The 24,554-nt window shown below is 69.2% G+C and carries 22 protein-coding genes; 9 read left to right on the top strand and 13 right to left on the bottom strand.

All coding sequences use genetic code 11. The annotated features are described in order from the left end of the window. Positions 1–107: 107 nt before the first annotated feature. The 3 genes from PKO50_RS06995 to PKO50_RS06985 all read right to left on the bottom strand — a co-directional run bounded on the left by PKO50_RS06995 (position 108) and on the right by PKO50_RS06985 (position 2,668). A complete protein-coding gene (locus tag PKO50_RS06995; protein WP_275629212.1) occupies positions 108–1,049 on the bottom strand; it encodes a FecR family protein in 942 nt (313 codons plus the stop codon). Next, positions 1,046–1,570 carry an RNA polymerase sigma factor gene (locus PKO50_RS06990; protein ID WP_275629211.1) on the bottom strand — a complete coding sequence of 175 codons (525 nt, stop codon included), beginning with the start codon at positions 1,568–1,570 and terminating at the stop codon, positions 1,046–1,048. Before PKO50_RS06990 ends, PKO50_RS06995 begins: the two co-directional genes overlap by 4 nt. 132 nt (positions 1,571–1,702) lie before the next feature. Then, positions 1,703–2,668 carry a DMT family transporter gene (locus tag PKO50_RS06985; protein WP_275630433.1) on the bottom strand — a complete coding sequence of 322 codons (966 nt, stop codon included), beginning with the start codon at positions 2,666–2,668 and terminating at the stop codon, positions 1,703–1,705. Between the two features lie 221 nt (positions 2,669–2,889). On the opposite strand from PKO50_RS06985, the gene PKO50_RS06980 reads away from it, so the two are divergent. After that, the gene (locus tag PKO50_RS06980; protein ID WP_275629210.1) at positions 2,890–3,849 is read left to right on the top strand and encodes a threonine dehydratase; all 960 of its coding nucleotides are present in this window, start codon (positions 2,890–2,892) and stop codon (positions 3,847–3,849) included. Here PKO50_RS06980 and soxR read toward each other — a convergent pair. Further along, positions 3,822–4,310, bottom strand: coding sequence for a redox-sensitive transcriptional activator SoxR (soxR, locus tag PKO50_RS06975; RefSeq protein WP_109936114.1), 489 nt, complete (start codon positions 4,308–4,310; stop codon positions 3,822–3,824). The genes PKO50_RS06980 and soxR overlap by 28 nt on opposite strands. Positions 4,311–4,382: 72 nt before the next feature. Between soxR and PKO50_RS06970 the strand changes: the two genes are divergently transcribed. Further along, a complete protein-coding gene (locus tag PKO50_RS06970; protein WP_109936115.1) occupies positions 4,383–4,751 on the top strand; it encodes an antibiotic biosynthesis monooxygenase in 369 nt (122 codons plus the stop codon). Between the two features lie 130 nt (positions 4,752–4,881). On the opposite strand, the gene PKO50_RS06965 is transcribed toward PKO50_RS06970, so the two are convergent. From PKO50_RS06965 to PKO50_RS06955, 3 genes are all read right to left on the bottom strand, one after another. Then, the gene (locus PKO50_RS06965; protein ID WP_275629209.1) at positions 4,882–5,313 is read right to left on the bottom strand and encodes an acetyltransferase; all 432 of its coding nucleotides are present in this window, start codon (positions 5,311–5,313) and stop codon (positions 4,882–4,884) included. A 141-nt stretch (positions 5,314–5,454) separates the two neighbouring features. Next, positions 5,455–6,066 carry a DTW domain-containing protein gene (locus PKO50_RS06960; RefSeq protein ID WP_275629208.1) on the bottom strand — a complete coding sequence of 204 codons (612 nt, stop codon included), beginning with the start codon at positions 6,064–6,066 and terminating at the stop codon, positions 5,455–5,457. Continuing rightward, positions 6,063–6,959, bottom strand: coding sequence for a LysR family transcriptional regulator (locus tag PKO50_RS06955; protein WP_089393600.1), 897 nt, complete (start codon positions 6,957–6,959; stop codon positions 6,063–6,065). Before PKO50_RS06955 ends, PKO50_RS06960 begins: the two co-directional genes overlap by 4 nt. A gap of 286 nt (positions 6,960–7,245) precedes the next feature. Here PKO50_RS06955 and speB point away from each other — a divergent pair, with 286 nt between their 5' ends. The 6 genes from speB to PKO50_RS06925 all read left to right on the top strand — a co-directional run bounded on the left by speB (position 7,246) and on the right by PKO50_RS06925 (position 14,359). Beyond that, on the top strand, positions 7,246–8,205 hold the full coding sequence (gene speB / locus PKO50_RS06950; protein ID WP_089393601.1) for an agmatinase: 960 nt from the start codon (positions 7,246–7,248) through the stop codon (positions 8,203–8,205). Between the two features lie 10 nt (positions 8,206–8,215). Beyond that, positions 8,216–8,620, top strand: coding sequence for a nuclear transport factor 2 family protein (locus PKO50_RS06945; protein WP_109936119.1), 405 nt, complete (start codon positions 8,216–8,218; stop codon positions 8,618–8,620). A 25-nt stretch (positions 8,621–8,645) separates the two neighbouring features. Then, entirely contained in the window at positions 8,646–10,160 is a 1,515-nt protein-coding gene (locus tag PKO50_RS06940) for a cytosine permease (RefSeq protein ID WP_109936120.1), read from the top strand. A gap of 139 nt (positions 10,161–10,299) precedes the next feature. Continuing rightward, complete coding sequence (locus PKO50_RS06935; protein ID WP_275629207.1) at positions 10,300–11,679, top strand: sodium:solute symporter; 1,380 nt, start codon at positions 10,300–10,302, stop codon at positions 11,677–11,679. Between the two features lie 93 nt (positions 11,680–11,772). Continuing rightward, on the top strand, positions 11,773–13,374 hold the full coding sequence (locus PKO50_RS06930) for a 5-guanidino-2-oxopentanoate decarboxylase (RefSeq protein WP_275629206.1): 1,602 nt from the start codon (positions 11,773–11,775) through the stop codon (positions 13,372–13,374). A 259-nt stretch (positions 13,375–13,633) separates the two neighbouring features. Then, positions 13,634–14,359, top strand: a complete 726-nt coding sequence (locus tag PKO50_RS06925) for an MBL fold metallo-hydrolase (RefSeq protein ID WP_109936123.1) — start codon at positions 13,634–13,636, stop codon at positions 14,357–14,359. 76 nt (positions 14,360–14,435) lie between these two features. Here PKO50_RS06925 and PKO50_RS06920 read toward each other — a convergent pair whose 3' ends face one another. The 4 genes from PKO50_RS06920 to PKO50_RS06905 all read right to left on the bottom strand — a co-directional run bounded on the left by PKO50_RS06920 (position 14,436) and on the right by PKO50_RS06905 (position 18,178). After that, positions 14,436–14,567, bottom strand: a complete 132-nt coding sequence (locus tag PKO50_RS06920) for a PA1414 family protein (protein WP_256595960.1) — start codon at positions 14,565–14,567, stop codon at positions 14,436–14,438. Between the two features lie 158 nt (positions 14,568–14,725). Further along, positions 14,726–15,658 carry a DMT family transporter gene (locus PKO50_RS06915; RefSeq protein ID WP_275629205.1) on the bottom strand — a complete coding sequence of 311 codons (933 nt, stop codon included), beginning with the start codon at positions 15,656–15,658 and terminating at the stop codon, positions 14,726–14,728. A gap of 195 nt (positions 15,659–15,853) precedes the next feature. After that, entirely contained in the window at positions 15,854–16,954 is a 1,101-nt protein-coding gene (locus tag PKO50_RS06910; RefSeq protein WP_109936125.1) for an extracellular solute-binding protein, read from the bottom strand. A gap of 183 nt (positions 16,955–17,137) precedes the next feature. Beyond that, a complete protein-coding gene (locus PKO50_RS06905) occupies positions 17,138–18,178 on the bottom strand; it encodes a histone deacetylase family protein (protein ID WP_089393609.1) in 1,041 nt (346 codons plus the stop codon). Between the two features lie 225 nt (positions 18,179–18,403). Here PKO50_RS06905 and PKO50_RS06900 point away from each other — a divergent pair, with 225 nt between their 5' ends. Next, on the top strand, positions 18,404–20,824 hold the full coding sequence (locus PKO50_RS06900) for a DUF3772 domain-containing protein (RefSeq protein ID WP_275629204.1): 2,421 nt from the start codon (positions 18,404–18,406) through the stop codon (positions 20,822–20,824). Between the two features lie 353 nt (positions 20,825–21,177). Here the strand turns inward: PKO50_RS06900 and PKO50_RS06895 are convergent, their stop codons facing one another. Together PKO50_RS06895 and fabF are read right to left on the bottom strand one after the other, a co-directional pair. Beyond that, the gene (locus PKO50_RS06895; RefSeq protein ID WP_275629203.1) at positions 21,178–23,112 is read right to left on the bottom strand and encodes a UvrD-helicase domain-containing protein; all 1,935 of its coding nucleotides are present in this window, start codon (positions 23,110–23,112) and stop codon (positions 21,178–21,180) included. Positions 23,113–23,197: 85 nt separating this feature from the next. Beyond that, positions 23,198–24,475, bottom strand: coding sequence for a beta-ketoacyl-ACP synthase II (fabF, locus tag PKO50_RS06890; protein WP_109936128.1), 1,278 nt, complete (start codon positions 24,473–24,475; stop codon positions 23,198–23,200). Positions 24,476–24,554: the final 79 nt, after the last annotated feature.

Here is a 24,554-nt window from a genome sequence, read left to right as displayed (position 1 = left end):
GAGTCCTCCCCGGGGACGATAGGGCCGCACGATCGCGGCGAACGACGGGGAAGACGCGAAAATGCGAAGAACCCACACCTGAGAATGAAAATATTTCTTCTTTGCCGTCAGCGCGGCAGGACCAGGGCGCTGCCATCGGCCTGCCGGCGCACGCGCACGTCCGCCAGCGCCGGCAAGGCGGCGAGGAAGTCGTCCAGGCGGGCGATGCGCACGCTGCCGGACAACCGCCGCTGCGCCAGGCGCGGGTCGCCCAGGCGGATGGGCGCGCCGCGGTAGCGCGAGAGTTCCTCCACCAGCTCGCCCAGCGGCCGCTCGCGGAAGCGCAGCAGGCCGTCGCGCCAGTCAGCCACCCGGTTCGGGTCGGTGCGTTCGAGCCGCAGCGCGCCGTCGGCGGCCACCTGAGCCAGGTCGCCGCGCACCAGGGGCTGTTCCCGCGCCTGGTCCAACCGCGGCTGCAGGGCCACCTTGCCGTCGTTGACCGCCACCTGCAGGCCGTCCTCCGCCAGGCGCAGGTCGAAGCGCGTGCCCACCACGCGCACGCGGCTGTCGCCGGCGCGCACGCGGAACGGCCGGGCGCTGTCATGGGCTACCTCGAAATAGGCTTCGCCGCGCAGCAGCCGCACCTCACGGTAGGCGCCGCTGAAGTCCACCCGCACCGCGGAGTCGCCGGCCAGGAACAGCCGCGAGCCGTCGGCCAGGCGCAGCTCGCGCTGCTCACCAGGGGCGCTGGCCTGGCTCAGTTGCGGGTCCACCAGCGGCCGGCCCCAGGGCATGGCGCCGAGCAGCACGGCAGCCAGCACCGCCGCGGCAGTCGCCAGGCCGCGCCAGTGCGGCATACGGCGAGCCGGCGCCAGGGCCGGGCGCGGCAGCAGGTCGAAGTCGTCCCACAGGCTTTCGATGGCGCGGTAGGCGCGCTCGTGCGCCGCGTCCTCGGCCAGCCACTGGCGCCAGGCCTGGCGCTCGCGCTCGTCGGCGCCGGCGCGCAGGCGGCTGAACCACTTGGCGGCCAGTTCGTCGATGATCCTCTGTCGCTCCTGCTGCGGGCTCATGCCTCGTCCTCTCCTTGCATCTGCCGCTTGCAATGCAGCAGGGCGGCGGCCACGTGCTTCTCCACCATGCTCAGGGATATCCCCATGCGCTGCGCCACCTCGGCCTGGGACAGGCCGTCGAACTTGTGCAGCACGAAGGCCTCGCGGCGGCGCGGCGGCAGGCTGTCCAGGGCCGTGGCCAGGTGGCGCAGGTAGCGCTGGCGCTCCAGTTGCAGCATGGGTTCGCGGCCCTCGCTGGCCGGCTCGGCGGTTTCCTGCGCCTGGCCGTCGGCGGCGGACGGGCGCCGGCCGTCCTGGCGGCGCCAGTGGTCGCGCAGCAGGTTACGGGCGATCTGGAAGAGGAAGGCGCGCGGTTGCCGCACCTGCTGGCGCGAGGCGGACTTCAGCCACTGGGCGAAAGTGTCCTGGGCCAGGTCCGCGGCATCGGCCGAACTGCCCAGGTTGCGGCGCAGAAAGCGCAGCAGCTCGCCATGGAAGGCCTGGTAGGCCTGCGCCACCGAGTGGCGGAAGCCTTCATCCACGGCCCCGCCCCCGCTGCCTCGCGGCCCTGTCGGCCACCCTTCCCGCATTCACGATAACGTCCCCGCACCGGCTTCATCCGCGCCGGACCACTGCTGCAATTTCACAAATGATAATGCATATCACTCGCAAAATTAAAGGGACGACAGCGCCGCCCTCGCCCGCCGCGCCCGGTAGCTGCGCAGCAGCGACGGCGCCAGCGCGGTCAGCGCCGAGCCCGAGACCACCAGCAGCGCCCCCAGGTAGGCCAGGCCGTTGAGGCTTTCCGGCTGCAGGTGCCCGGGCCACAGGCTGGCCGCCACGGCCACCGCGGCGATGGTCACCAGGGGCGTCAGCGCCAGGGTCGCGCTGACCCGCGAGGCTTCCCAGTGGGCCAGGGCCTCGGCGAAGGCGCCATAGGCCACCAGGGTGTTCAGGCAGCAGGCCAGCAGCAGCCAGGCCTGCACGCCGTTCAGCAGCAGCACCTGCTGCGGCTGCGCCCAGGGGCTGAGCAGCAGCGCGCAGCCGAGGTAGATCACCATCATCACCTGCAGCGAGTTCCACTGCGTCAGCAGCTGCTTCTGCGCCAGGCCGTAGAAGGTCCAGACGAAAGCCGCGAACACCACCACCAGTACGCCCAGGGTGTAGTCGCCCAGCGAGCCGAACAGCTCCCCGAGGCGCTGGTTGAAGAACAGCGCGAAGCCGCCCAGCAGCACCAGCAGGCCCAGCCCCTGGCCGAGGCTGAAGCTTTCCTTGAAGACGAACAGGCTGCCGAGCAGCAGCAGGATGGGCGCGATCTGGATCACCAGCTGGGTAGTCCCCGGGGTGAGCAGGCGCAGGCCGACCAGGTAGAACACGTAGTTGCCGGTCAGCCCCAGCACCGCCAGCAGCACCAGGCCGCCGCCGCGCCGGCCCAGCGGGCGGAAGCGCGGCAGCTGCCCGCGCACGGCCAGCCAGACGAACAGCACGCCGCCGGCGGCCACCAGGCGGAACCAGGTGACGGTCACCGGGTCCATCACCTTCAGGACTTCCTTCAGCTTGATCGGCAGGATGCCCCAGAGCACGGCGGTGACCAGGGAGAGGAACAGGCCGAATTGCCAGCGGCCGGAGGAAACGTGCATGGAGGACAGCCCTTCGCGTGTGCGGTCAGCCATGCTATGCCAGCGCCGGGGGCGCTCGACAGGAACAGTTCGGCGGCACAACTGTTCCGGTCCGGCGGCACACTCGGACGCTCATGGTCGGAAGCCCCGCTACGGGCCGGCGAAAAATCCTCTCCCCAGCTGTACCTGTCGCATCTTCGGCACGCCGCCCTAGACTGGCTTCTTCCCATAGGAGAACCCCCATGCCGCTCAGCCTGCCCGCCCTCGAAGCCGCCGCCGCCATCGTCCACCGCAGCCTGCCGCCCACCCCGCAGATCCGCTGGCCCCTGCTGGTGGAAGCCCTGGGCTGCGAAGCCTGGGTGAAGCACGAGAACCATTCGCCGGTGGGCGCCTTCAAACTGCGCGGCGGGCTGGTCTACTTCCACCACCTGGCGGCCCAGGCCCCCTGCCCGGCCGGGGTGATCAGCGCCACCCGCGGCAACCACGGCCAGTCCATCGCCTTCGCCGCGGCGCGCCTGGGCATGCCGGCGACCATAGTCGTGCCCCACGGCAACAGCCGCGAGAAGAACGCCGCCATGCGCGCCCTGGGCGCCAACCTGATCGAGCACGGCGAGGACTTCCAGGCCTCCCGCGAATACGCCGGCGAACTGGCCGAGCGCGACGGCCTGCACCTGATCCCCTCGTTCCACCCCTGGCTGGTGGCCGGGGTGGCCAGCTACAGCCTGGAACTGCTGCGCGCCCTGCCCGGCCTGGACGTGTGCTACGTGCCGGTGGGCATGGGCTCGGGCATCTGCGGGATGATCGCCGCGCGCGACGCCCTGGGCCTGAAGACGCGCATCGTCGGCGTGGTCTCCAGCCATGCGCCGGCCTACGCGCTGTCCTTCGCCGCCGGCGAGCCGGTGTTCCACGCCACCAGCACGCAGTTGGCCGACGGCATGGCCTGCACCACGCCGGAGCCGAATGCGGTGGCGATGATCCGCGGCGGCGCCGACCATTTCGTCCAGGTCAGCGACGCGGAAGTCGGCGCGGCCATGCGCCTGCTGTTCACCGCCACCCACAACGTCGCCGAGGGCGCGGGCGCCGCTGCGCTGGCCGCGGCCCTGCAGGAGCGCGAGGCGCTGCGCGGGCTGAAGGTGGGCCTGGTGCTCAGCGGCGGCAACGTCGACCGCGAAGTCTACGCCCGGGAACTGTCCGGCGGCTGAGCCGGCCCCTGCCAGTGCGCCCCCGGCCCTTCCTGCGCCAGCCTGTCGCCGGGGTTGCGCAACGGGCAGCTCTCCAGCGACAGGCAACCGCAACCGATGCAGCCGTTGAGCTGGTCGCGCAGCAGCACCAGCTTGGCGATGCGTTCGTCCAGGTCGTCGCGCCAGCGCGCCGACAGCCGCGCCCAGTCGGCGGCCATGGGCGCGCGAGCGCTGGGCAGGCTGGCCAGGGCCTCGGCGATCTCGTTCAGCGGAATTCCGACGCGCTGCGCCACCTTGATCACCGCCACCCGGCGCAGCACGTCGCGCGGGTAGCGGCGCTGGTTGCCGGCGTTGCGGGTGCTGTGGATCAGCCCCCTGGCCTCGTAGAAATGCAGCGCGGACACGGCCACGCCGGCGCGCCTGGCCAGCTCGCCGACGCTCAGCTCATGGGGTACGTGCGGGTTCGAAGGTTTTCTCGGCATGGCGGGCTTGACCTCAAGTTAAGTTGAGGTTTTACCCTCGCCTGCGTCTGCCTTCAAGCCCAGGAGCCATCCATGATCATTCCCAGCGCCTACTGCAGCACCGACGCCCAACACGCCGAGAGCCCGGCGCATTTCGCCCTGTTGATCGACATCGAGGTGGCGACGGCGCAGCAGGCCGACATCGCCGAGCGCCTGGGCCGCTACCTGGAACAGCTGCGCGAGCTGTTCCACCAGGCCCCGGGCTACCTGGGCGCGGAACTGCGCGCCAGCGACGATGGCCGCCACCTGCTCGGCTGCGTGCACTGGCGCAGCCGCGAGGACTGGGAAGCCGCCTGGGACTGCGGCGCCACCCGCAGCGAACTGTTCAGCGACAGCCTGCTGCGGCTGGGCGCCAGGAGCATCCACTTCGACAGCTTCCTGGTGGCGGAGCAGTTGGCCTGAGGGCGGGCCCTGCCCGCTCCTACAAAGAGCACCCCGGCGCGGACTGCAAGACAGTTGCTCCTACGGTTCCAAGAGGCACGGGCGTAGGAGCGGACTCCGTCCGCGATCCGGCCGCCAGGCCGGTTCTTCCCTACAGGCTCATGTGCAGCAGCGGAAACGGCCGGCCCTGCCCGTCGGTCTCGGAGCGGCCGGTGTCGTGGAAGCCGTAGTGCCGGTAGAACCCCACCGCCTGCGGGTTCTGCTCGTTGACGTCGACAGTCAGCACGCCGCGCGTCTCGCGCAGGAAGTCGAGCAGCGCGGTACCTATGCCCTGCCCGCGGCGCTCGGGGTCGATGAAGAGCATTTCCACATGGTTTTCATCGAGGCCGATGAAGCCCAGGGGCTGATCGTCGCCGTCCACGGCAACCCACACCTCCACCGCCGGCAGGTAGAGGTCGCGCACCTGGGGCAGCAGTTCGGCGATGTCGGCCTCACCGATGAAGTCGTGGGTGGCGCGCACCGCGCGCAACCAGATATCCAGCAGGGTCGGGTTGTCCGCGGCGAAGCGCTGGCGAATGAGCATGGTTGCATCCTGTCTTGTAGGGCGCATAACGCCTGAGGCGTTATCCGCCGTTTGGCCTCGGTTCCCGGCGGCTCCGGGGCCGACCTTGGCGTTGGCTGTGGCCGCGGTGTGTCGGCGGATAACCGCGAACGGTTATGCGCCCTACGATTCATGCCGGGGTTTCAACTCGCGCTGGTGGTTGCGCTGGAAAGTCTCCTCCCCCATCGCCGCGATCTGCCCGTCGATCAGCGCCTCGAACGGGCGCAGCAGCGCGTCGAAGGATTGCGGCGCATCCAGGGCGTTCAACACATGCGCCACCGCCTCGATGGTCGACAGCGCGCCTTCGGCCGGCGCCTTGCGCAGGCGGTAGCGCGAGCTCAGGCCCTCGGGCAGGACCAGCCGCGGCAGGGCCGCCAGGTGCGGGTTGAGGTGCAGCAGCTTGCGCGCCTTGCGCCAGGTGCCGTCGGGCACCACCAGCAGGCGCGGCCGGGTGGCCGGGCGGGTGGCCAGTTCGGCGAGGGGGATGGCGCTTTCGCCGGGGAACAGCAGCCAGGCGTCCTCGGCGGAGAGGTCGAGGTCACTGAAATCCTCGCCCACCCGCAGTTCGGCGTTGGCCAGGCCGAGGGCCGCCAGGCGCGCGGTGTTCAGGGCGTGGCCGACTTCGCTGGGGTGCTGCAGCAGGAGTATGCGGGTGCGGTTGTCCAGATGCGGGATCAGCGCGCACAGGCAATGGCCCTGCGGCCGCAGGCAGCGTTCGCAGCGGGCGCGGCTCATGGCTTGCCCGGCTGCGTGCGCAGCAGGTCGCGGAAGTTCTGGATCAGCGGCTCGCGGGAGCGGCCGCGGCGCAGGATCAGCGAGAACGGCGCCTGGTAGCCGAAGGTGGCCGGCAGCAGCGCGCGCAGCCTGCCCTGCTCCACCCAGGGGTGCGCGTAGTGTTCGGGCAGGTAGCCGATGTAGCCGCCGGAGAGGATCAGGATCAGTTGCGCCTCCATGCTCTCCACCGTCGCCGCACTGTGCTTGAAGCCGTGGCGCGCCAGTTCCGCCTGGCTCCAGTAGCCGCGGCCGACCATGCGTTGCTGGGTAATCAGCTCGGCGGGGATGCGCCGGCCGTCGAACAGCGGGTGGCGGTCGCTGCAGTACAGCCAGTGCTGCTCGCGGTACAGCGGCTGGTAGACCAGGCCGTTCATGCGGCTGAAGAAGGAGCCGATGGCGAGGTCCAGGCGGTTGTCCAGCACCGCCAGTTGCAGTTCGTAGGGGCTCTGCACCTGCAGGTGCAGGTGCACAGCCGGGTGCAGGCCGCTGAAGGAGCCGATGACGTCGGCCAGCGGCAGCGCCGGGTCGCTCACGGTGGAGTCCAGCACGCCGAGGTTGAGGGTGCCGCGCAACTCGCCCTTGAGGGTGGCCGCATAGCGCTCGAAGCCTTCCAGTTCGCCGAGGATGCGCAGGGTTTCCTGGTGGAACAGCTCGCCCTTGCTGGTCAGGCCGAAGCCGCCGCGGCCACGGTGGCAGAGCACGATGCCCAGCTGGTTCTCCAACTGGCTCATGTAGGTGCTGATCGCCGAGGTGGACAGGTTCAGCTCCTGCTGCGCCGAGGCGAAGCCCTGGTTGCGCACCACGCAGGCGAAAATCCGCAGAAGCTTGACGTCGGGCAGGGCGCTGGCGCTCATGAAGGGCTCCGGAATTCGGGGTGAAGAGGCTCCAGTTCAGCCGTCCGTGGACTGGCACCGGGCCAGACCGTTCGTCGTCGCCCGACCTGCAAGTCACATGCGGCGGGCCCGGCGCCGAGGGGGCTGCGACAGGGCAACGCAGTCTAGCCGCGGAAATAAGTTTAGAAAACTCTGAACTGATTATTTGTAGCCAGCGATTTTTCCCACTACCGGGCATGACCAGAATCCGGCCTCAGTATCAACAAGCCTGTTTCCACGAAAACAGCGAATCCCGTGAGGCCTACCCATGGACAAGAAACTCCACCAGCCCCTGGGCGGAAACGAAATGCCGCGCTTCGGCGGCATCGCCACCATGATGCGCCTGCCGCATATCCAGGCCCCCGAGGAGCTCAACGAGCTCGACGCCGCCTTCGTCGGCGTGCCCCTGGACATCGGCACCTCCCTGCGCTCCGGCACCCGTTTCGGGCCCCGCGAGATCCGCGCCGAATCGGTGATGATCCGCCCGTACAACATGGCCACTGGCGCTGCGCCCTTCGACTCGCTGAACATCGCCGACATCGGTGACGTGGCGATCAACACCTTCAACCTGCTGGAGGCGGTGCGCATCATCGAGGAGGCCTACGACAAGATCCTCGACCACGGCATCGTCCCGCTGACCCTTGGCGGCGACCACACCATCACCCTGCCGATCCTGCGCGCCATCCACAAGAAGCATGGCAAGGTCGGCCTGGTCCACATCGACGCCCACGCCGACGTCAACGACCACATGTTCGGCGAGAAGATCGCCCACGGCACCACCTTCCGCCGCGCCGTGGAAGAGGGCCTGCTGGACTGCGACCGCGTGGTGCAGATCGGCCTGCGCGCCCAGGGCTACACCGCCGAGGACTTCAACTGGAGCCGCAAGCAGGGCTTCCGCGTGGTGCAGGCCGAGGAGTGCTGGCACCAGTCGCTGGCCCCGCTGATGGCCGAGGTGCGCGAGAAGGTCGGCGGCGGCCCGGTGTACCTGTCCTTCGACATCGACGGCATCGACCCGGCCTGGGCGCCCGGTACCGGCACCCCGGAAATCGGCGGCCTGACCACCATCCAGGCGATGGAGATCGTGCGTGGCTGCCAGGGCCTGGACATCATCGGCTGCGACCTGGTCGAGGTCTCCCCGCCCTACGACACCACCGGCAACACCTCGTTGCTCGGCGCCAACCTGCTGTACGAAATGCTCTGCATCCTCCCGGGCGTACAGCGCCGCTGAGTGACCACAAATGCACAAAGACGCCTGCGTAGCACAGGTGCTGGAGGCTGCCCGCGCGCTCGTGGCAGCCTTCGCGCGCACCGACACCGAGGCCTACTTCGCGGCCTTCAGCGAAGACGCCAGCTTCATCTTCCACAACTGGCCGCAGCCGCTGCGCACCCGCGCGGCCTACCGCGAGGTGTGGGAGGGCTGGTTGCGTGACGACGGCTTCGAGGTCCTCGACTGCCAGTCCAGCAACACCTTTGTCAGCCTGCAGGGCGAGGACGTGGCGATCTTCAGCCACGACGTCGCCACGCGGCTGCGCATCCAGGGAACGGAGAGCCTGAACCACGAGCGGGAGACCATCGTCTTCCGCCGTGAACAACAACAAGGCCGCTGGCTGGCCGTCCACGAGCACCTGTCGCCGACGCCATGAGGCAGGACTTTCCCGGGAGGAAGTCATGGATAACAAGAACAACGCACACGCAATCACGACCATCGAGACCTTCGGCGTCGAACAGATTCCCGACGCCGAGCGCAACGCCACGCCCACCGACCTGTTCCGCATGATCTTCGGTGGCGCCAACACCTTCGCCACCGCCGTGCTCGGCAGCTTCCCGGTGCTCTTCGGGCTGTCGTTCCAGGCCGGCGCCTGGGCCATCGTCCTGGGCGTGCTGGTCGGCGCGCTGATCCTGGCGCCCATGGGCCTGTTCGGCCCGATCAACGGCACCAACAACGCGGTCTCCTCGGGTGCGCACTTCGGCGTGCACGGGCGGATCGTCGGTTCGTTCCTGTCGCTGCTCACCGCCATCGCCTTCTTCTCGCTGTCCGTATGGAGCTCGGGCGATGCCCTGGTCGGCGGCGCCAAGCGCCTGTTCGGCCTGCCGGAAACCGACCTGACCCTGGGCCTGGCCTACGGCCTGTTCGCGGTGCTGGTGCTGACCGTGTGCATCTATGGCTTCCGCTTCATGCTGCTGGTCAACAAGATCGCCGTGTGGGCCGCCAGCCTGCTGTTCCTGCTGGGCGTGTTCGCCTTCGCCGGCCCCTTCGACGCCGGCTACGCCGGCAGCGTGCAGCTGGGTAGCGAGGGCTTCTGGGCCGCCTTCATCGGCGCCACCCTGCTGGCCATGAGCAACCCGGTGTCCTTCGGCGCCTTCCTCGGCGACTGGGCCCGCTACATCCCGCGCCAGGCCTCCAAGCAGCGCATCATGCTGGCGGTGCTGCTGTCGCAGCTGGCCACGCTGATCCCGTTCTTCTTCGGCCTGGTCACCGCCACCATCGTGGCCGTCAAGGCGCCGGACTACATCGCCGCGAACAACTACGTCGGCGGCCTGCTGGCCATCTCGCCGAGCTGGTTCTTCCTGCCGGTGTGCCTGATCGCCACCATCGGCGGCATGTCCACCGGCACCACCTCGCTGTACGGCACCGGCCTGGACATGTCCAGCGTGTTCCCGCGGCTGCTCAACCGCGTGCAGGCCACCCTGTTCATCGGCCTGCTGTCCATCGCCTTCATCTTCATCGGCCGCTTCGCCGCCAACCTGGTGCAGAGCGTGTCCACCTTCGCCGTGCTGATCATCACCTGCACCAGCCCCTGGATGGTGATCATGATCCTCGGCCTGATCACCCGCCGCGGCTTCTACCACGCCGACGACCTGCAGGTGTTCACCCGCGGCCAGCAAGGCGGCGCCTACTGGTTCCACCACGGCTGGAACTGGCGCGGCATGGGCGCCTGGATCCCCAGCGCGATCCTCGGCCTGTGCTTCGTCAACCTGCCGGGCCAGTTCGTCGGCCCGCTGGGCGACCTGGCCGGCGGCATCGACATCAGCCTGCCGGTGACCCTGGGCCTGGCCGCCCTGCTCTACCTGACCCTGTTGCGCACCTTCCCGGAATCCGCCGGGGTGTACGGCCCGCAAGGCCCGCGCTGGGTCGGCAGCCACGACCGCCCGGTGCTCGGCATCAACGAGCCGGCGGCCTGAACCCGCGCCCCCCTGCCTGGGGCGCAGCACCAAGCAAGTACCTGTGAGACGCCGACGGGCCGGTTGCCACCGGTCCGCTGGCCTACCGTCCGCCACCCGCGGCCGGCAACAATGACAATTCGAGTGTGAGGAGCCGATCATGGCCTTGGATATAATCGTCGTTCTGATATATGCCGCCGGCATGCTGGTACTGGGCTGGTACGGCATGCGCCGGGCGAAGACCCACGAGGACTTTCTGGTAGCAGGACGCAACCTTGGCCCGTCGTTCTACATGGGCACCATGGCCGCCACCGTGCTCGGCGGCGCCTCCACCGTCGGCACCGTGCGCCTGGGCTACGTCCACGGCATCTCCGGCTTCTGGCTGTGCGCCGCGCTGGGCGCCGGCATCATCGCGCTGAACCTGTTCCTGGCCAAGCCGCTGCTGAAGCTGCGCATCTTCACCGTCACCCAGGTCCTGGAGCGCCGCTACAACCCCATGGCGCGCCAGGCCAGCGCGGTGATCATGTTCGCCTACGCGCTGATGATCGGCACCGTCTCCACCCTGGCCATCGGCACCGTGATGCAGGTGCTGTTCGGCCTGCCGTTCTGGGTCTCGATCCTGCTCGGCGGCGGCGTGGTGGTGGTCTACTCGACCATCGGCGGCATGTGGTCGCTGACCCTCACCGACATCGTCCAGTTCATCATCAAGACCGTCGGCCTGATGTTCCTGCTGCTGCCGATCTGCCTGTACCGCGTGGGCGGCTGGGACGAGCTGGTGGCCAAGCTGCCGGCCAGCGCCTTCAGCTTCCACACCATCGGCTACGACACCATCATCACCTACTTCCTGATCTACTTCTTCGGCATCCTCATCGGCCAGGACATCTGGCAGCGCGTGTTCACCGCGCGCAGCGAGGGCGTGGCCAAGTACGCCGGCACCGCCGCCGGCGTGTACTGCGTGATCTACGGCCTGGTCGGCGCGCTGATCGGCATGTGCGCCAAGGTCCTGCTGCCCAACCTGGACAACGTCAACAACGCCTTCGCCGCCATCGTCCAGGCCTCGCTGCCGGACGGCATCCGCGGCCTGGTGATCGCCGCAGCCCTGGCCGCGATGATGTCCACCGCCAGCGCCGGCCTGCTGGCCGCCTCCACCACCCTGACCGAGGACCTGCTGCCGAAACTGCGTGGCGGCAAGACCTCCAGCCTTGGCATCAACCGCCTGTTCACCGCCCTCACCGGCCTGGTGGTGCTGGCCATCGCCCTGGTGGTGAACGACGTGATCAGCGCCCTGACCCTGGCCTACAACCTGCTGGTGGGCGGCATGCTGATCCCGCTGATCGGCGCCATCTACTGGAAGCGCGCCACTACCGCCGGCGCCATCAGCAGCATGAGCCTGGGCTTCATCACCGCCCTGGTGTTCATGCTCAAGGACGGCTTCGACGCCAACACCCCGATCTACTACAGCCTGGCCGTCGGCCTGGTGAGCTTCGTCGTGGTCAGCCTGCTGTCGCGCCGCCCGGCGGCGGCCGCCAGCGTCGCCTGACGCGCACGGTGCGATGAACAAGGGCGCGGCGAGTCGATCTCCGCGCCCTCTTCGTTTTCCCCACTTCCTCACCCACGAACAAAAGGAACTGCCATGACCACCTGCGGCGAATTCCTCGTCAAGCAACTCGAAGCCTGGGGCGTGGATACCGTCTTCGGCATCCCCGGCGTGCACACCGTCGAGCTGTACCGCGGCCTGCCGGGCAGCGCCATCCGCCACGTCACCCCGCGCCACGAGCAGGGCGCCGGCTTCATGGCCGACGGCTACGCCCGCGTCACCGGCAAGCCGGGCGTGTGCTTCATCATCACCGGCCCGGGCATGACCAACATCCTCACCGCTATGGGCCAGGCCTACGCCGACTCCATCCCCATGCTGGTGATTTCCAGCGTCAACGAGCGCTCGCGCCTGGCCCACGGCAACGGCTACCTGCACGAGCTGCCCAACCAGCGCGCCATGACCGCCGGGGTGAGCGCCTTCAGCCACACCCTGATGAGCGTCGAGGAACTGCCGGCGGTGCTGGCCCGCGCCTTCGCCGTGTTCGACAGCGAACGCCCGCGCCCGGTGCACATCGAGCTGCCGCTGGACATCATCACCGCCCCGGCCGAGCACATGCAGGTGTGCCCGCGGGTGCAACTGGCCCGCCCGGCCCCGGCGCGCTCGCCGCTGCACGAGGCGGCGGCCAAGCTGGCCAAGGCGCAGAAGCCGCTGCTGCTGCTCGGCGGCGGCTGCGTCGAGGCCCAGGCCGAGGCCCGCGCCCTGGCCACCGCGCTGGACGCCCCCACCGCGCTGACCATCAACGCCAAGGGCCTGCTGCAGCCGGAACACCCGCTGCTGATCGGCAGCAACCAGTCGCTGGTGCCGGTGCGTGAACTCGCGCAAGAGGCCGACGTGGTCCTGGCCATCGGTACCGAACTGGGCGAGACCGACTACGACGTGGTGTTCGACGGCAACTTCCGCATCGGCGGCGAGCTGATCCGCATCGACATCGACCCGCAGCAGCTGATGCGCAACTACACGCCGAGCATCGCCATCCACGCCGACGCCCGCACCGCCATGCGCGCCCTGCTGGAGCTGCTGCCGGCCCGCGAGGCCAGCCCGGACAGCCCCGGCGCCCTGCGCGCGGCCAAGGTACGTGCGCAACTGGCCGAGGACTTCGGCGGCTGGGCGCACTACCGCACGCTGTTCGGCAAGATCCTCGAAGCGCTGCCGGACGCCCGCTTCGTCGGCGACTCCACCCAGACCGTGTACAGCGGCAACCACCTGGTGGAACTGGACGGCGGCCGCCGCTGGTTCAACGCCTCCACCGGCTACGGCACCCTAGGCTACGGCCTGCCGGCGGCCATCGGCGCCAAACTGGGCGACCCGAGCCGCCCGGTGATCAGCCTGATGGGCGACGGCGGCCTGCAGTTCACCCTGACCGAACTGGCCAGCGCCGTGGAAGCCAAGGTGGGCATGGTGGTGCTGCTGTGGAACAACCACGGCTACGGCGAGATCAAGCGCTACATGGAACGCCGCGACATCACCCCGCTGGGTGTGGACATCTACACCCCGGACTTCCTCGCCATCGCCCGCGGCTTTGGCTGCGAGGCCGAGCGGGCGCGGGATTACGCGCACCTGCAGGAACTGCTGCGCAATGCCCCGAGCGACCGCCCGCTGATCGTGGAAGTGATGGAGGCGGCGCCGTTCGCGCCCTGACCCGTAGGGCGCATAACGCCTACGGCGTTATCCGCCATGATCGCGGACAGAGTCCGCGACTGGATGCACCGGGCACGCCGGACATCCCGGTAGCACGGCCAGCGGCGGATAACCGCGAACGGTTATTCGCCCTACATCAGCGCCGCAGCTATGCCACCCTGTAGGAGGACCTTGTCCGCGAATCGCGCCGTGACACCCGGCTGTCGCGGACAAGGTCCGCTCCTACGCCAAGATCAACGCCCCGGAACAGGCCCCGCCCATGAAAATCGTCACCCGCGACCGCTGGTTCGAAGTCCGCCACTGCTACGACGGCGTCAGCCTCATCCACGAACCCTGGGTGCGCCCCTTCTACCGCTGCAACATGTGGCACATCCAGGGCCGCGAGCGCGACCTGCTGGTGGACAGCGGTTCCGGCCTGGTCAGCCTGCGCGAGCAGTTGCCCTGGCTCACCGAGCGGCCGCTGCTGGCGGTGGCCAGCCACACCCATTTCGACCACATCGCCGGCCACCACGAGTTCGCCGAGCGCCTGTGCCACCCGGCCGAGGCCGACATCCTCGCCAGCCCCGACGGCGAGCGCACCCTGGCCACGGCCTTCGTCGGCGACGAGATGTTCGAGGCCCACCCGGACTGCCCGCTGTGCTACGCCGAGTACCGGGTGAAGGCGGCGCCGGCCACGCGCACCATCGACGAGGGCGACGTGCTGGACCTGGGCGACCGCGTGCTGGAAGTGCTGCACACCCCCGGCCATTCGCCGGGCGGCATCAGCCTGTGGGAAGCCGGCACGCAGACGCTGTTCTCCGGCGACATCGTCTACGACGGCCCGCTGATCGAGGATGCCTACCACTCCAACCTGGACGACTACGCCCGCAGCCTGGAGCGCCTGCGCCAGTTGCCGGTGCGCACCGTGCACGGCGGGCATTTCCCGAGCTTCTCCGGGGAACGCCTACGCGTGATCATCGACGAATGGTTCGCGGCCCACGGCTGAAACGCCGGGTGCGGAATGCAATCTGCCCGCACGAGGCGGGCAGAGGCTGTGTCGCAACAGGAGCTTTCAGGAGCACTCAGCGCCGGCGTTGCTCCGTGTAACGCCTTTGCTCGTCGCTGGGAATGGGAATGGGTTGCAGGCGCGGAGGCTCGATGAGGCCGAGCGTTACACCCAGTTTCCATGCCAGGGTTTGCAGCCAGAATTTCATGGGATGCCTCCTTTGCGGTGGAAGAGGTCGGGCGGCCCACTGACCCGGGCCGCCCTCAGAGTAGAGTAGCCCGGCGTCCCACTCTCCGCCCGTGCCACTCACTCCTTGCAACAAAGACTACGCGTCGGCCGGCCTCCGGCCGCTGACCTGGATCAAGATCAGGCACGCTTGCCGCGCAATGTCCGGCGGATCCACGCCTCGCCGCTGACCAGGGAAATCCCCGCCAGCACCAGCACCGCGCCGGCGACGAAGTTCCAGGCCAGCGGCTCGTGCAGCAGCAGCACGCCGAAGGCGATGCCGAACACCGGCGTCATGAAGGAGAACACCGCCAGGTTCGAGGCCAGGTAGCGGCGCAGCAGCCAGAACCAGGTGAAATAGCTGAAGAAGGACACCACCACGCCCTGGAACAGCACGCTGCCCACGCCCACCGCGGTGAAGCGCACGTTGCCGAACTCGCCCAGGGCCAGGGCGAGGAAGGGCAGCAGCAGCGCGGCGGCGAACAGCTGGTAGAACAGCGTGAGGCTGGCCGGCGCCTCCGACAGGCGGGTGGTGCGCACCACCACCGTGGTGGCGCCCCACGCCGCCCCGGCCAGCACGCCGAAGAAGTCGCCCAGCAGCATGCGCGCGTCCATGTGCTGCAGGTCGAAGCCGCCGCCGAAGCACAGGGCGATGCCGCCGAAGCACACCGCGATGCCCAGCCACTGCAGCGGCCGCAGGCGCTCGCTGGGCAGCAGGAAGTGCAGGCCCAGGGCGGAGAAGATCGGCGCCGTGTAGATGAACACCGCCATGTGCGAGGCGCTGGTGTACACCAGCCCCTGGGCGATGAACAGGAACTCCACGGCGAACAGCAGCCCGGCCAGCGCGCCGCCGGCCAGGGTGCCCTGGCCCATGGCCCTCCAGTCGCCGCGCCAGAGCACCAGCGCACCCACCAGCAGCGCGGCCACCAGGTTGCGGCCGAAGGCCTGCATGATGGGGGCGATGTCGCCGGCGGCGAACTTCACCGCCACCTGCTGCATGCCCCAGATCAGGCACAGCCCCAGCATCACCTGCAGGGCGAAGGCGTCGGCGCCCTTGCGCGTCGGCGGCGTCATGCGCACCCCCGCTGTCGGGACGAAGGAAGGGTGCAACGGCGATCAGGCAGTTTCATGGCAGGCTCGGCAATGGCGAAACGGGTACCGACTCGCAAGGAAAACGGCGGTACTCGAAAGTAGTACCGCCGATTATTCCAGCCAAGCGACGAACGGTACCAGCACAAATCCGACACCGCCGGCCGTCACAGCGTCAACTCACTGCCCGGTCTTGACCTTGCTCCAGGTACGGGTGCGGATGCGCTCCAGCTTGGGCGGCAGCATCTCCACCGAGTACAACCTGGCCTGCACCTCGGCCGGCGGGTAGACGTTGGGGTTGTCGCGCAGGTCGGCGGAGATCAGCTTGTCCGCCGCCTGGTTGGGGTTGGCGTAGGCCACGTAGTCGGAGATCGGCGCCACCACCTCCGGGCGCAGCAGGTAGTTGAGGAAGGCGTGGGCCTGCTCGACGTTCTGCGCGTCCTTCGGAATGGCCAGCACGTCGAACCAGGCCGCGGTGCCCTCCCTGGGAATGCGGTATTCGATGTGGATGCCGTTCTTCGCCTCCCTGGCGCGGTTGGCCGCCTGCATGGCGCCGCCGGACCAGGCCATGGCCACGCAGACGTCGCCGTTGGCCAGGTCAGTGACGAACTTCGAGGAGCTGAAGTAGGTGATGTACGGGCGCAGGCTGCTCAGCAACGCCTCGGCCTTGGCGTAGTCCGCCGGGTCGTGGCTGTTCGGCGACAGCCCCAGGTAGTGCAGGGCCTCGGGGATCACCTCGGTGGGCGAGTCGAGGAAGGCCACGCCGCACTGCTTGAGCTTGGCGAGGTTCTCCGGCTTGAAGATCAGGTCCCAGGAATCCACCGGCGCGTTGTCGCCGAGCACCGCCTTCACCTTGTCGACGTTGTAGGCAATGCCGTTGGTGCCCCACATGTAGGGCATGGCGTACTGGTTGCCCGGGTCCTTGCTCTCCAGCACCTTGAGCAGTGCCGGGTTGAGGTTCTTCCAGTTCGGCAGCTTGCTCTTGTCCAGCGGCTGGAACACGCCGGCCTTGAGGTAGTTGGGCAGGAAGCTGTCGCTGGGCACCACCAGGTCGTAGCCCGAATGCCCGGAGAGCAGCTTGGCCTCCAGCACCTCGTTGCTGTCGTAGACGTCGTACTTGGGCGCGATGCCCGTGTCCTTCTGGAAGCCCTTGAGGGTGTCCGGGCCGATGTAGTCGAACCAGTTGTAGATGCGCACCGCCGGCTCGGCGCTGGCCACGCCGGCGGCAGCCAGCAATGCCACGCCGAGCAGGCCGCGGATGATCTTCTTGTTCTGGCGCATGACTCGCTCCTCGAAATGGCGCGCCCTTAGAGCCTGTTTACGATCTCGCGAGCTAGAGCAGAACAAGGCAAAAACAGGCGAGGGACGGACCGGGCTCGCGTTCGAGTTTAGGCCGCTAAATGAGCATCACTCGCCTGTTTTTAACGCAGTTATGCCGACGCGCAGCAGATCGTAGACAGGTTCTTAGCGGGCGGCGCCCTCATAACCCTGCAGGACGTTGACCGCGTTCACCCCGATGGCTTCCACCGCGTAGCCGCCTTCCATGATGAACAGCGTCGGCAGGCCCAGGGCGGCGATGCGTTCGCCCATGCGCAGGTAGTCCGGGGAGTCCAGCTTGAACTGGGAGATCGGGTCGTCCTTGTAGGTGTCCACGCCGAGGGATACCACCACCGCGTCCGGCGCGTAGGCGGCGATCTTGCGGCAGGCATCCTCCAGGGCGGCGGACCAGCCGTCCCAGCCGGTGCCGTGGGCCAGCGGGTAGTTGTGGTTGAAGCCCTCGCCCGCCCCTTCGCCGCGCTCGTCGGCGTGGCCGAGGAAGTACGGGTACTCCACCAGCGGGTCGCCGTGGATGGAGGCGAAGAGCACGTCGCCGCGATCGTAGAACAGCTCCTGGGTGCCGTTGCCGTGGTGGTAGTCGACGTCGAGGATGGCCACGCGCCTGGCGCCCTGGTCGAGGAAGGCCTGGGCGACGACGGAGGCGTTGTTGATGAAGCAGTAGCCGCCCATGAAATCGCTGCCGGCGTGGTGGCCCGGCGGGCGGCACAGGCCGAAGGCGGTACGCGCGCCCTGGCGCATGTGGTCCTGGGCGGTCAGCGCGACCTGCGCCGAACTGTAGATGGCCTGCCAGGTGCCGGCGGTGATCGGCGCCTCGGTGTCGAAGCTGTAGTGGCCCAGCTCGCCCATCAGCGCGGTGGGGATGGGCCCGTCGCGGCGCAGGCGGCGGCCCGGGAAGGTGGTGGAGACCAGGTCGCCGGTGTGGCCCTCGGCGGCCCAGCGGGCCCAGGCGCCCTTGAGGAAGGCGACGTACTTCGGATCGTGCACGCGGTGGATCGCATCCAGGCCGAAATCCTTCGGCGCGATGATCTCGCCGAGGTTCTGCGACTGCACCCGGGCCAGCACGGTGTCGGCGCGGCTGGGCATTTCGAAGCAGGGCTGGAGCTTGCCATCGACCAGTTCGGACTGGCCGAAATGCAGGCGATGATCGTCGCTGTAGACGGTCAACATGAATAAAACCTCTCGGCTTTGTTGTTCTTGGTGGGGGGATTCTGCCCATTCGGGCGGCCTCGGCTGAACGGTGGCAGCGGCCAAAAGGGGATAGATATGGCCAACATTTATGGCCCTTTACCATAGCGCCCCTTACCATTTCCCATCGGCTCGCTATGCTCTGGAGAATGGCTGCCGGCCTTGTCGGCCGGCCGGCGTGCACCTGTTGAACGTAAGGAAGGAAAGATGTCGGGGGACCGCAAGATCCTACTCCGTTGCCTGTTGATCCTCAGCCTGTTCTGCGCCGGCTGGGCCCTGGCCGCGCCCGCCCCGCAGGTGCCGGCCGAACTGCCGGTGCTGGCCGAGGACGCCGGCCTGCCGGCCCTGGCCGAACGCCTGGAAAGCATCCGCCAGGGCGTCTCCGACCAGGTCGGCGACGACGACCTGGCACGCCTGCGCCTGGCCACCCTGGACGTGCAGAAGCTGGCCGGCCAGCACGGCGAAGAACTGCAGGCGCGCCTGGACCGCCTCTCCGACCAGCTCAACGTGCTCGGCCCGCCGGCCGAGGGCGAGGCCGCCGCGCTGGCGGTGCAGCGCGTCGAGCTGAGCCGGCAGAAGGCCGAGTTGCAGGCCCAGGCCACCCAGGCGGCGGACATCCTGCGCTCGGCCCAGGACCTGGCGGCGCAGATCGTCAACCTGCGCCGCAGCCTGTTCAACTCGCAGATCGCCATGCGCTCGCCGCCGCCCTTCAGCCCGACCTTCTGGTCCACCCTGACGCGCCCCACCGACGACGACCTGGCGCGCCTGCGCAACCTGGGCGACCGGCTCAGCGCCAGCCTGGCCGCCACCTGGCACGACGCGCGCCTGGCGCTGCTGGTCTGCCTGGTCGCCGCCGTGCTGCTGTGGACGCCGGGCCGGCGGCTGCTGGAAAGGTTCGCCGGCTACCTGGTCAGCCGCTTCATCCCCGAGGGCCGCCTGCGCCGCAGCAGCCTGGCCCTGGCCACGACCCTGGCCAGCGTGGTCGCCCTCGGCGGCGGCGCCGCGCTGGCCCGCCAGGGCCTGGGCTGGAACGGCAGCCTCGACAACGGCCTGGCCGCGCTGGCCGACCAGATGGTCACCCTGGCGGTGTTCAGCGCCTTCATCACCGGCCTCGGCCGTGCCCTGCTGATGGTCGATCGGCCGTCCTGGCGCCTGCTGCCGATCCCCGACCACGCCGCCCAGGCGGTGGCGCACTTCCCCGGCCTGCTGGCCATCGTGGTCATGCTGCTCGGCGCCCAGGACCGCATCAACAGCAACATCGGCGCCAGCCTGGCGCTGACCGTGGCGGTCAATGGGCTCACCGCGCTGCTGATCGCCGTGCTCTTCGGCATCGCCCTGCTGCGCCTGCGCCGCAGCGGCGAGGAGGACGAGGAACACCCGCGCCCGGCACTGGCCGGGGTGATCCACTTCGCCGCCCTGCTGGTGGTGGCGCTGATCGTCCTGGCGCTGCTCAGCGGCTACCTGTCGCTGGCCTTCTTCCTCGCCACCAAGCTGCTGTGGGTCAGCGCCGTGGCGGTGATCGGCTACCTGCTCACGGCCTTCTTCGGCGACCTCTGCGACACCCTGCTGTCGCCCCGCCAGGCCGCCGGCAAGACCCTCGCCCGCGCCCTGGGCCTTGCGCCGCAACACCAGGCCCAGGCCGCCACCCTGCTGGCCGGGGTGGGCCGCACCCTGCTGGTGCTGATGACGCTGATGGTGGTGCTCTCGCCCACCGCCAGCAGCCCCGACGAACTGCTCGCCGGCGTCGAGCGCCTGGCCCAGGGCGGCCAGGCCCTGGGCAACCTCAACATCGTCCCGCAGGACATCCTGCTGGCCCTGCTCACCCTGCTCGGCGGGCTGTTCGCCCTGCGCCTGCTCAAGCGCTGGCTGGCCGAGGAACTGCTGCCGGAAACCAGCATGGACGCCGGCATGCGCGCCTCCCTGGTGACACTGGTGGGCTACCTCGGCTTCGTCCTGCTCGGGCTGCTGACGCTGTCGGCGCTGCGCATCAACCTGACCAGCCTGACCTGGGTGGTCAGCGCCCTGTCGGTGGGCATCGGCTTCGGCCTGCAGGCCATCGTGCAGAACTTCATCAGCGGCCTGATCCTGCTCACCGAGCGCCCGGTGAAGGTCGGCGACTGGGTCAGCCTGAGCGGCGTGGAGGGCGACATCCGCCGGATCAACGTGCGCGCCACGGAAATCCAGCAGGCGGACAATTCCACGGTGATAGTGCCCAACTCCCAGATGATCACCCAGAACGTGCGCAACGTGACCATGGGCGGCGCCCTGGGCAGCGTCGGCATCAGCCTGACGCTGCCGCTGGACACCGACGTGCACAAGGTCCGTGAACTGATGCTGGCGGCCTACGCCGAGCACCCGGCGATCCTCGAGACGCCCAAGCCCTCGGTGAGCTTCACCCAGCTCACCGACCAGGGCCTGACACTGGCCGCCAGCGGCAGCGTCAGCAGCCCCCGCGGCGTATCGGCCGCCCGCAGCGACCTGTTGTTCAGCATCTTCGGCAAGCTGCGCGAAGAAGGCATCAACCTGGTGGCGCCGCGGAGCCTGCGCCTGGTGGGGGATGGGAAGGGGTTGGTGGAGGAGCCCGCTGCGGGTGGGTCGGGCGAAGAGCCCAAGAGCCCCTCTCCCTGAAGGGAGAGGGGGCTTGTCCGTACCGAGAGTGGGAATGGTTTCAGCTGGAAACCATTGGAGTTGCCGGCTAACTCCAGAGCATCCAACCCTGCCCAACGGTCCCCTCTCCCTTCAGGGCGGGGCGCGTAGCCGAGGGTTAGGGAGAGGGAGCAGAGTAAACCCGAAGCACTGTTACCCCGGGTAACGCCATTCGCCAACAAGAGCCAGGCGCCCCCTCGAGCCTTGTAGGGCGCATAACGCCTACGGCGTTATCCGCCATCGTGCCCAGGCACCGGCGGATAACCGCGAACGGTTATTCGCCCTACGGTCATGCGGCCTCCCCACGATGGGCCAGACTCGCGCCGAAGCGCCTTTCAACCCCTCCTCGCCAACAGCGCCGCCGCCCCCTGCGCCTTGCGCGAATACCAGAACACCCGGCTTACCCCGCGGGTAACTGCCACGTAGGCCAGGCGCAGGCTCTCGTCCTGCATCGCCTGGTCGTAGCTGTTGCGGAAGAACCCGCTGTGGGCATACAGCACGTTGCGCAGCGGATGGCGCTCGGGTGGCGCGCAGTCGTCGACGATGATCGCCACCTCCGCCTGCAGGCCCTTGGCGCGGTGGATGCTCATGGCCTTCACCGGCAGCTTGGCGTCGAGCTGCGCCTGGATCTGCTGCAGCGGCTCGTTGCGCCGGCTCAGCAGCATCACCGCGGTGCTTTCGCGGCTGCCGCGCTGGGCCACGTGCTCGCACTGGGCGCGGATGTCCGCCACCAGCCTGGGCAGGTCGCGGGCCAGGTCGAAGCGGGTTTCCACGCGCACGCCGTGGTCGCCCGGCTGCATCGGCTTGAAGGCGCGGCAGGTCTTGGCCTGCTTGAAGTTCACCTCGGCCAGCACCGCCTCGGCGTCGCGGATCACCGGCTCGATGCTGCGGTAGTTGGTTTCCAGCAGCAGCACCGTGCTCTGGCGGTTGCGGCCCTTGCTGGGGAAGTGCCTGTCGAAGTCCATGAACAGCTCCGGCGAGCTGCCGCGCCAGCCGTAGATCGACTGCCAGTCGTCGCCGATGGCCATCAGGCTCGGCGCCTTGCCGCTGCGCGCCAGGAAGCGGTGCAGGGCCTGCAGCCAGAGGACGATCTGCGGCGAGATGTCCTGGAATTCGTCGATCAGCAGGTGCGTCATCGGCTCGGCCGCTTCCAGCTTCGCCTCGCCTTCGGCAAAGCGCTGGGTGAGCTGCTGGAAGGCGGCGTTGAAGGTGGTCAGGCGCTGGCGCTTGAGCAGGGCCAGGAAGAAGCTCCAGTAGATCGCCAGGGCCTCGAGGAAGATTTTCTCGCGGGTCGAGCAGTCCAGCTCGGCCACCTTCAGGTCCTGCGGGCGCAGGCCGAGGCTTTCCATGAAGCCGGCCTGGGTGTGGAAGACCTCCACCAGCGGCGCCTCGACGAATTCGCCGGGCAGGCGGAACGGCTGCACCGGCGCCGGGCCCGGCACTTCCTCGGGCTTCTCCAGCCCCAGCAGGCGGTGCACCTTGGCGCGGAAGGCGCCGTTCACCGCATAGCATTCCTCGTAGGCCTCCAGCAGCAGGCGCTGCTGCGCCGGGCGCAGGCGGCCGCCGGTGAGGGGGTTGTCCGGCTCGTCGGGGTTCTTCTCCTCCAGTTGCTCGAACCAGCGCTGCTTGCCCAGCAGTTCGCGGGCCTGCACGCCCATGGCCGAATGGAAGGTGCGCACGCATTCGCGGGCGCGGGCCATGTCGAAGGGGTACTGCCAGAAGGCCAGGACGCGCACCAGCTGTTCGCGCAGCTGCGCGCAGGAAGCGTTGGTGAAGGAGATCACCGTGACCTTGTCCGCCTCGATGCCAAGGTGGCAGAGCATGAACACCAGGCGCAGCACCAGGGTGGTGGACTTGCCGGAGCCGGCGCCGGCGAAGATGCGCGCCAGCGGCTGGCGGCAGAGGATCATCGCCCACTGCTCGTCCGACGGCGGGCTGATCACGCCGGCGCTGACCGCCTGGCGCACCCGCTCGCGCATCGCCTCGACCTGCTCCGGGCGCACCGCCAGGGCGCGCGCCGGGTAGATGCCGGCGGGGCCCTGCGCCGCAGGCTTCGCCGGGGCCTTCTCGCCCTCGGCGGCCTTGGGCTTGCGCGGCGCGCGGGGCTTGGCCTCGGCGCCGCCCTGCTTCCTCGCCGTGGCGCGCGGCTTCTTCGACGCCGGCGCCTGGGCGACCTCGTTCTGCTCGCGCAGGTAGGCGGTGGTGCGCGGGAAGTACCGCGCCAGGGATTCGGACAGCAGCAGTTTGTAGCGCCTTACGGCAGACAGCATCGGAAGGCTCCGGCCCTGGAGGATGTCGCTGAATGATAAGGGGTTTCAGTGACGATCCGACAGCGCCGGGCGCCTCGCGTTCGCCTCAGGCGCCGGTCCAGCGCCTGAACAGCACGCTGGCGTTGACGCCGCCGAAGCCGAAACCGTTGGACAGCGCATAGTCCGTCTGCAGCGCGCGTGGCGCACCCCGCACCAGGTCGATGCCGGCGGCGGCTTCGTCCGGTTCCTCCAGGTTGAGGGTCGCCGGGGCCAACTGGTCGCGCAGGGCCAGCAGGGTGAAGACCGCCTCCAGCCCGCCGGCCGCGCCCAGCAGGTGGCCGGTGGCGGACTTGGTGGCGCTCACCGCCACCGAGCCGGTGTCGCCGAACACCGCGCGGATGGCCGCCAGCTCGCCCTTGTCGCCCACCGGCGTGGAGGTGGCGTGGGCATTGAGGTGGCCGATCGACGCCGGGTCGATGCCGGCCTGGGCGATGGCCAGTTGCATGGCCCGGCGCGCGCCGCTGCCGTCCTCGGGGCCGGCGGTCAGGTGGTAGGCGTCGGCGCTGGTGCCGTAGCCGACCAGCTCGGCCAGCGGCTGCGCGCCGCGGGCCAGGGCGTGTTCCAGCGATTCGATCACCAGCACCCCGGCGCCCTCGCCCATGACGAAGCCGTCGCGCTGGCGGTCGAAGGGCCGCGAGGCCTGCTGCGGATGGTCGTTGAAGCCGCTGGACAGCGCCCGCGCCGCGGCGAAGCCGCCCAGGGCGACGCGGTCGATGGAGGCCTCGGCGCCACCGCACAGGGCGATGTCCGCCTCGCCGGCGCGGATCAGCCGCGCGGCGTCGCCGATGGCCTGGACGCTGGCGGCGCAGGCGGTCACCGGCGCGCCTATCGGCCCCTTGAAGCCGTAGCGGATGGACACGTGGCCGGCCGCCAGGTTGACCAGGAACGACGGGATGGTGAACGGCGACAGGCGCCGCGGCCCGCGCTCGTCGGTGGTGCGCACGGCATCGGCGATGGCGCTGAAGCCGCCGATGCCGGAGCCGATCAGCGTGGCGGTGCGCGTCTGCCCGCGTTCATCCTGGGGCGCCCAGCCGGCCTGGGCCAGGGCCTGCTCGGCGGCGGCCAGGGCGAAGAGGATGAAGCGGTGCATCTTCTTCTGTTCCTTGGCTGGCGCGGCGCGCTCGGCGTCGAAGCCGGCCTCGGCGTCCTCGCCGATGCCCGGTACCCGGCCACCCACCGCGCAGGGCAGGTCGCGGACGAATTCGTCGGCCAGCCGGACGATGCCGGAGCGCCCCTGCAGCAGGCGCTGCCAGACCGTCTCGGTGCCACACCCCAGGGGGCTGACCACCCCGGTCCCGGTTACCACTATGCGTTGTACGGCCATGACTTCACCTGCATGAGGATGGCTTCGCCATCATTGAATTACGATCAACATATAACATCCCGGGCAACCTGACCATCCG

The sequence above is a fragment of the Pseudomonas sp. 273 genome, from assembly GCF_029201425.1.
Classification (GTDB): domain Bacteria; phylum Pseudomonadota; class Gammaproteobacteria; order Pseudomonadales; family Pseudomonadaceae; genus Pseudomonas; species Pseudomonas delhiensis.
Note: the sequence above shows the minus strand (reverse complement) of the source record. Positions and strands in the feature narration are given on the sequence as shown.

Bases quoted from the DNA above. Each gene is read 5' to 3' on its own strand.
- PKO50_RS06995 (WP_275629212.1), bottom strand. From the start codon at position 1,049: ATGAGCCCGCAGCAGGAGCGACAGAGGATCATCGACGAACTGGCCGCC.
- PKO50_RS06985 (WP_275630433.1), bottom strand. From the start codon at position 2,668: ATGCACGTTTCCTCCGGCCGCTGGCAATTCGGCCTGTTCCTCTCCCTG.
- PKO50_RS06980 (WP_275629210.1), top strand. From the start codon at position 2,890: ATGCCGCTCAGCCTGCCCGCCCTCGAAGCCGCCGCCGCCATCGTCCAC.
- soxR (WP_109936114.1), bottom strand. From the start codon at position 4,310: ATGCCGAGAAAACCTTCGAACCCGCACGTACCCCATGAGCTGAGCGTC.
- PKO50_RS06970 (WP_109936115.1), top strand. From the start codon at position 4,383: ATGATCATTCCCAGCGCCTACTGCAGCACCGACGCCCAACACGCCGAG.
- PKO50_RS06965 (WP_275629209.1), bottom strand. From the start codon at position 5,313: ATGCTCATTCGCCAGCGCTTCGCCGCGGACAACCCGACCCTGCTGGAT.
- PKO50_RS06960 (WP_275629208.1), bottom strand. From the start codon at position 6,066: ATGAGCCGCGCCCGCTGCGAACGCTGCCTGCGGCCGCAGGGCCATTGC.
- PKO50_RS06955 (WP_089393600.1), bottom strand. From the start codon at position 6,959: ATGAGCGCCAGCGCCCTGCCCGACGTCAAGCTTCTGCGGATTTTCGCC.
- speB (WP_089393601.1), top strand. From the start codon at position 7,246: ATGGACAAGAAACTCCACCAGCCCCTGGGCGGAAACGAAATGCCGCGC.
- PKO50_RS06945 (WP_109936119.1), top strand. From the start codon at position 8,216: ATGCACAAAGACGCCTGCGTAGCACAGGTGCTGGAGGCTGCCCGCGCG.
- PKO50_RS06940 (WP_109936120.1), top strand. From the start codon at position 8,646: ATGGATAACAAGAACAACGCACACGCAATCACGACCATCGAGACCTTC.
- PKO50_RS06935 (WP_275629207.1), top strand. From the start codon at position 10,300: ATGGCCTTGGATATAATCGTCGTTCTGATATATGCCGCCGGCATGCTG.
- PKO50_RS06930 (WP_275629206.1), top strand. From the start codon at position 11,773: ATGACCACCTGCGGCGAATTCCTCGTCAAGCAACTCGAAGCCTGGGGC.
- PKO50_RS06925 (WP_109936123.1), top strand. From the start codon at position 13,634: ATGAAAATCGTCACCCGCGACCGCTGGTTCGAAGTCCGCCACTGCTAC.
- PKO50_RS06920 (WP_256595960.1), bottom strand. From the start codon at position 14,567: ATGAAATTCTGGCTGCAAACCCTGGCATGGAAACTGGGTGTAACGCTC.
- PKO50_RS06915 (WP_275629205.1), bottom strand. From the start codon at position 15,658: ATGACGCCGCCGACGCGCAAGGGCGCCGACGCCTTCGCCCTGCAGGTG.
- PKO50_RS06910 (WP_109936125.1), bottom strand. From the start codon at position 16,954: ATGCGCCAGAACAAGAAGATCATCCGCGGCCTGCTCGGCGTGGCATTG.
- PKO50_RS06905 (WP_089393609.1), bottom strand. From the start codon at position 18,178: ATGTTGACCGTCTACAGCGACGATCATCGCCTGCATTTCGGCCAGTCC.
- PKO50_RS06900 (WP_275629204.1), top strand. From the start codon at position 18,404: ATGTCGGGGGACCGCAAGATCCTACTCCGTTGCCTGTTGATCCTCAGC.
- PKO50_RS06895 (WP_275629203.1), bottom strand. From the start codon at position 23,112: ATGCTGTCTGCCGTAAGGCGCTACAAACTGCTGCTGTCCGAATCCCTG.
- fabF (WP_109936128.1), bottom strand. From the start codon at position 24,475: ATGGCCGTACAACGCATAGTGGTAACCGGGACCGGGGTGGTCAGCCCC.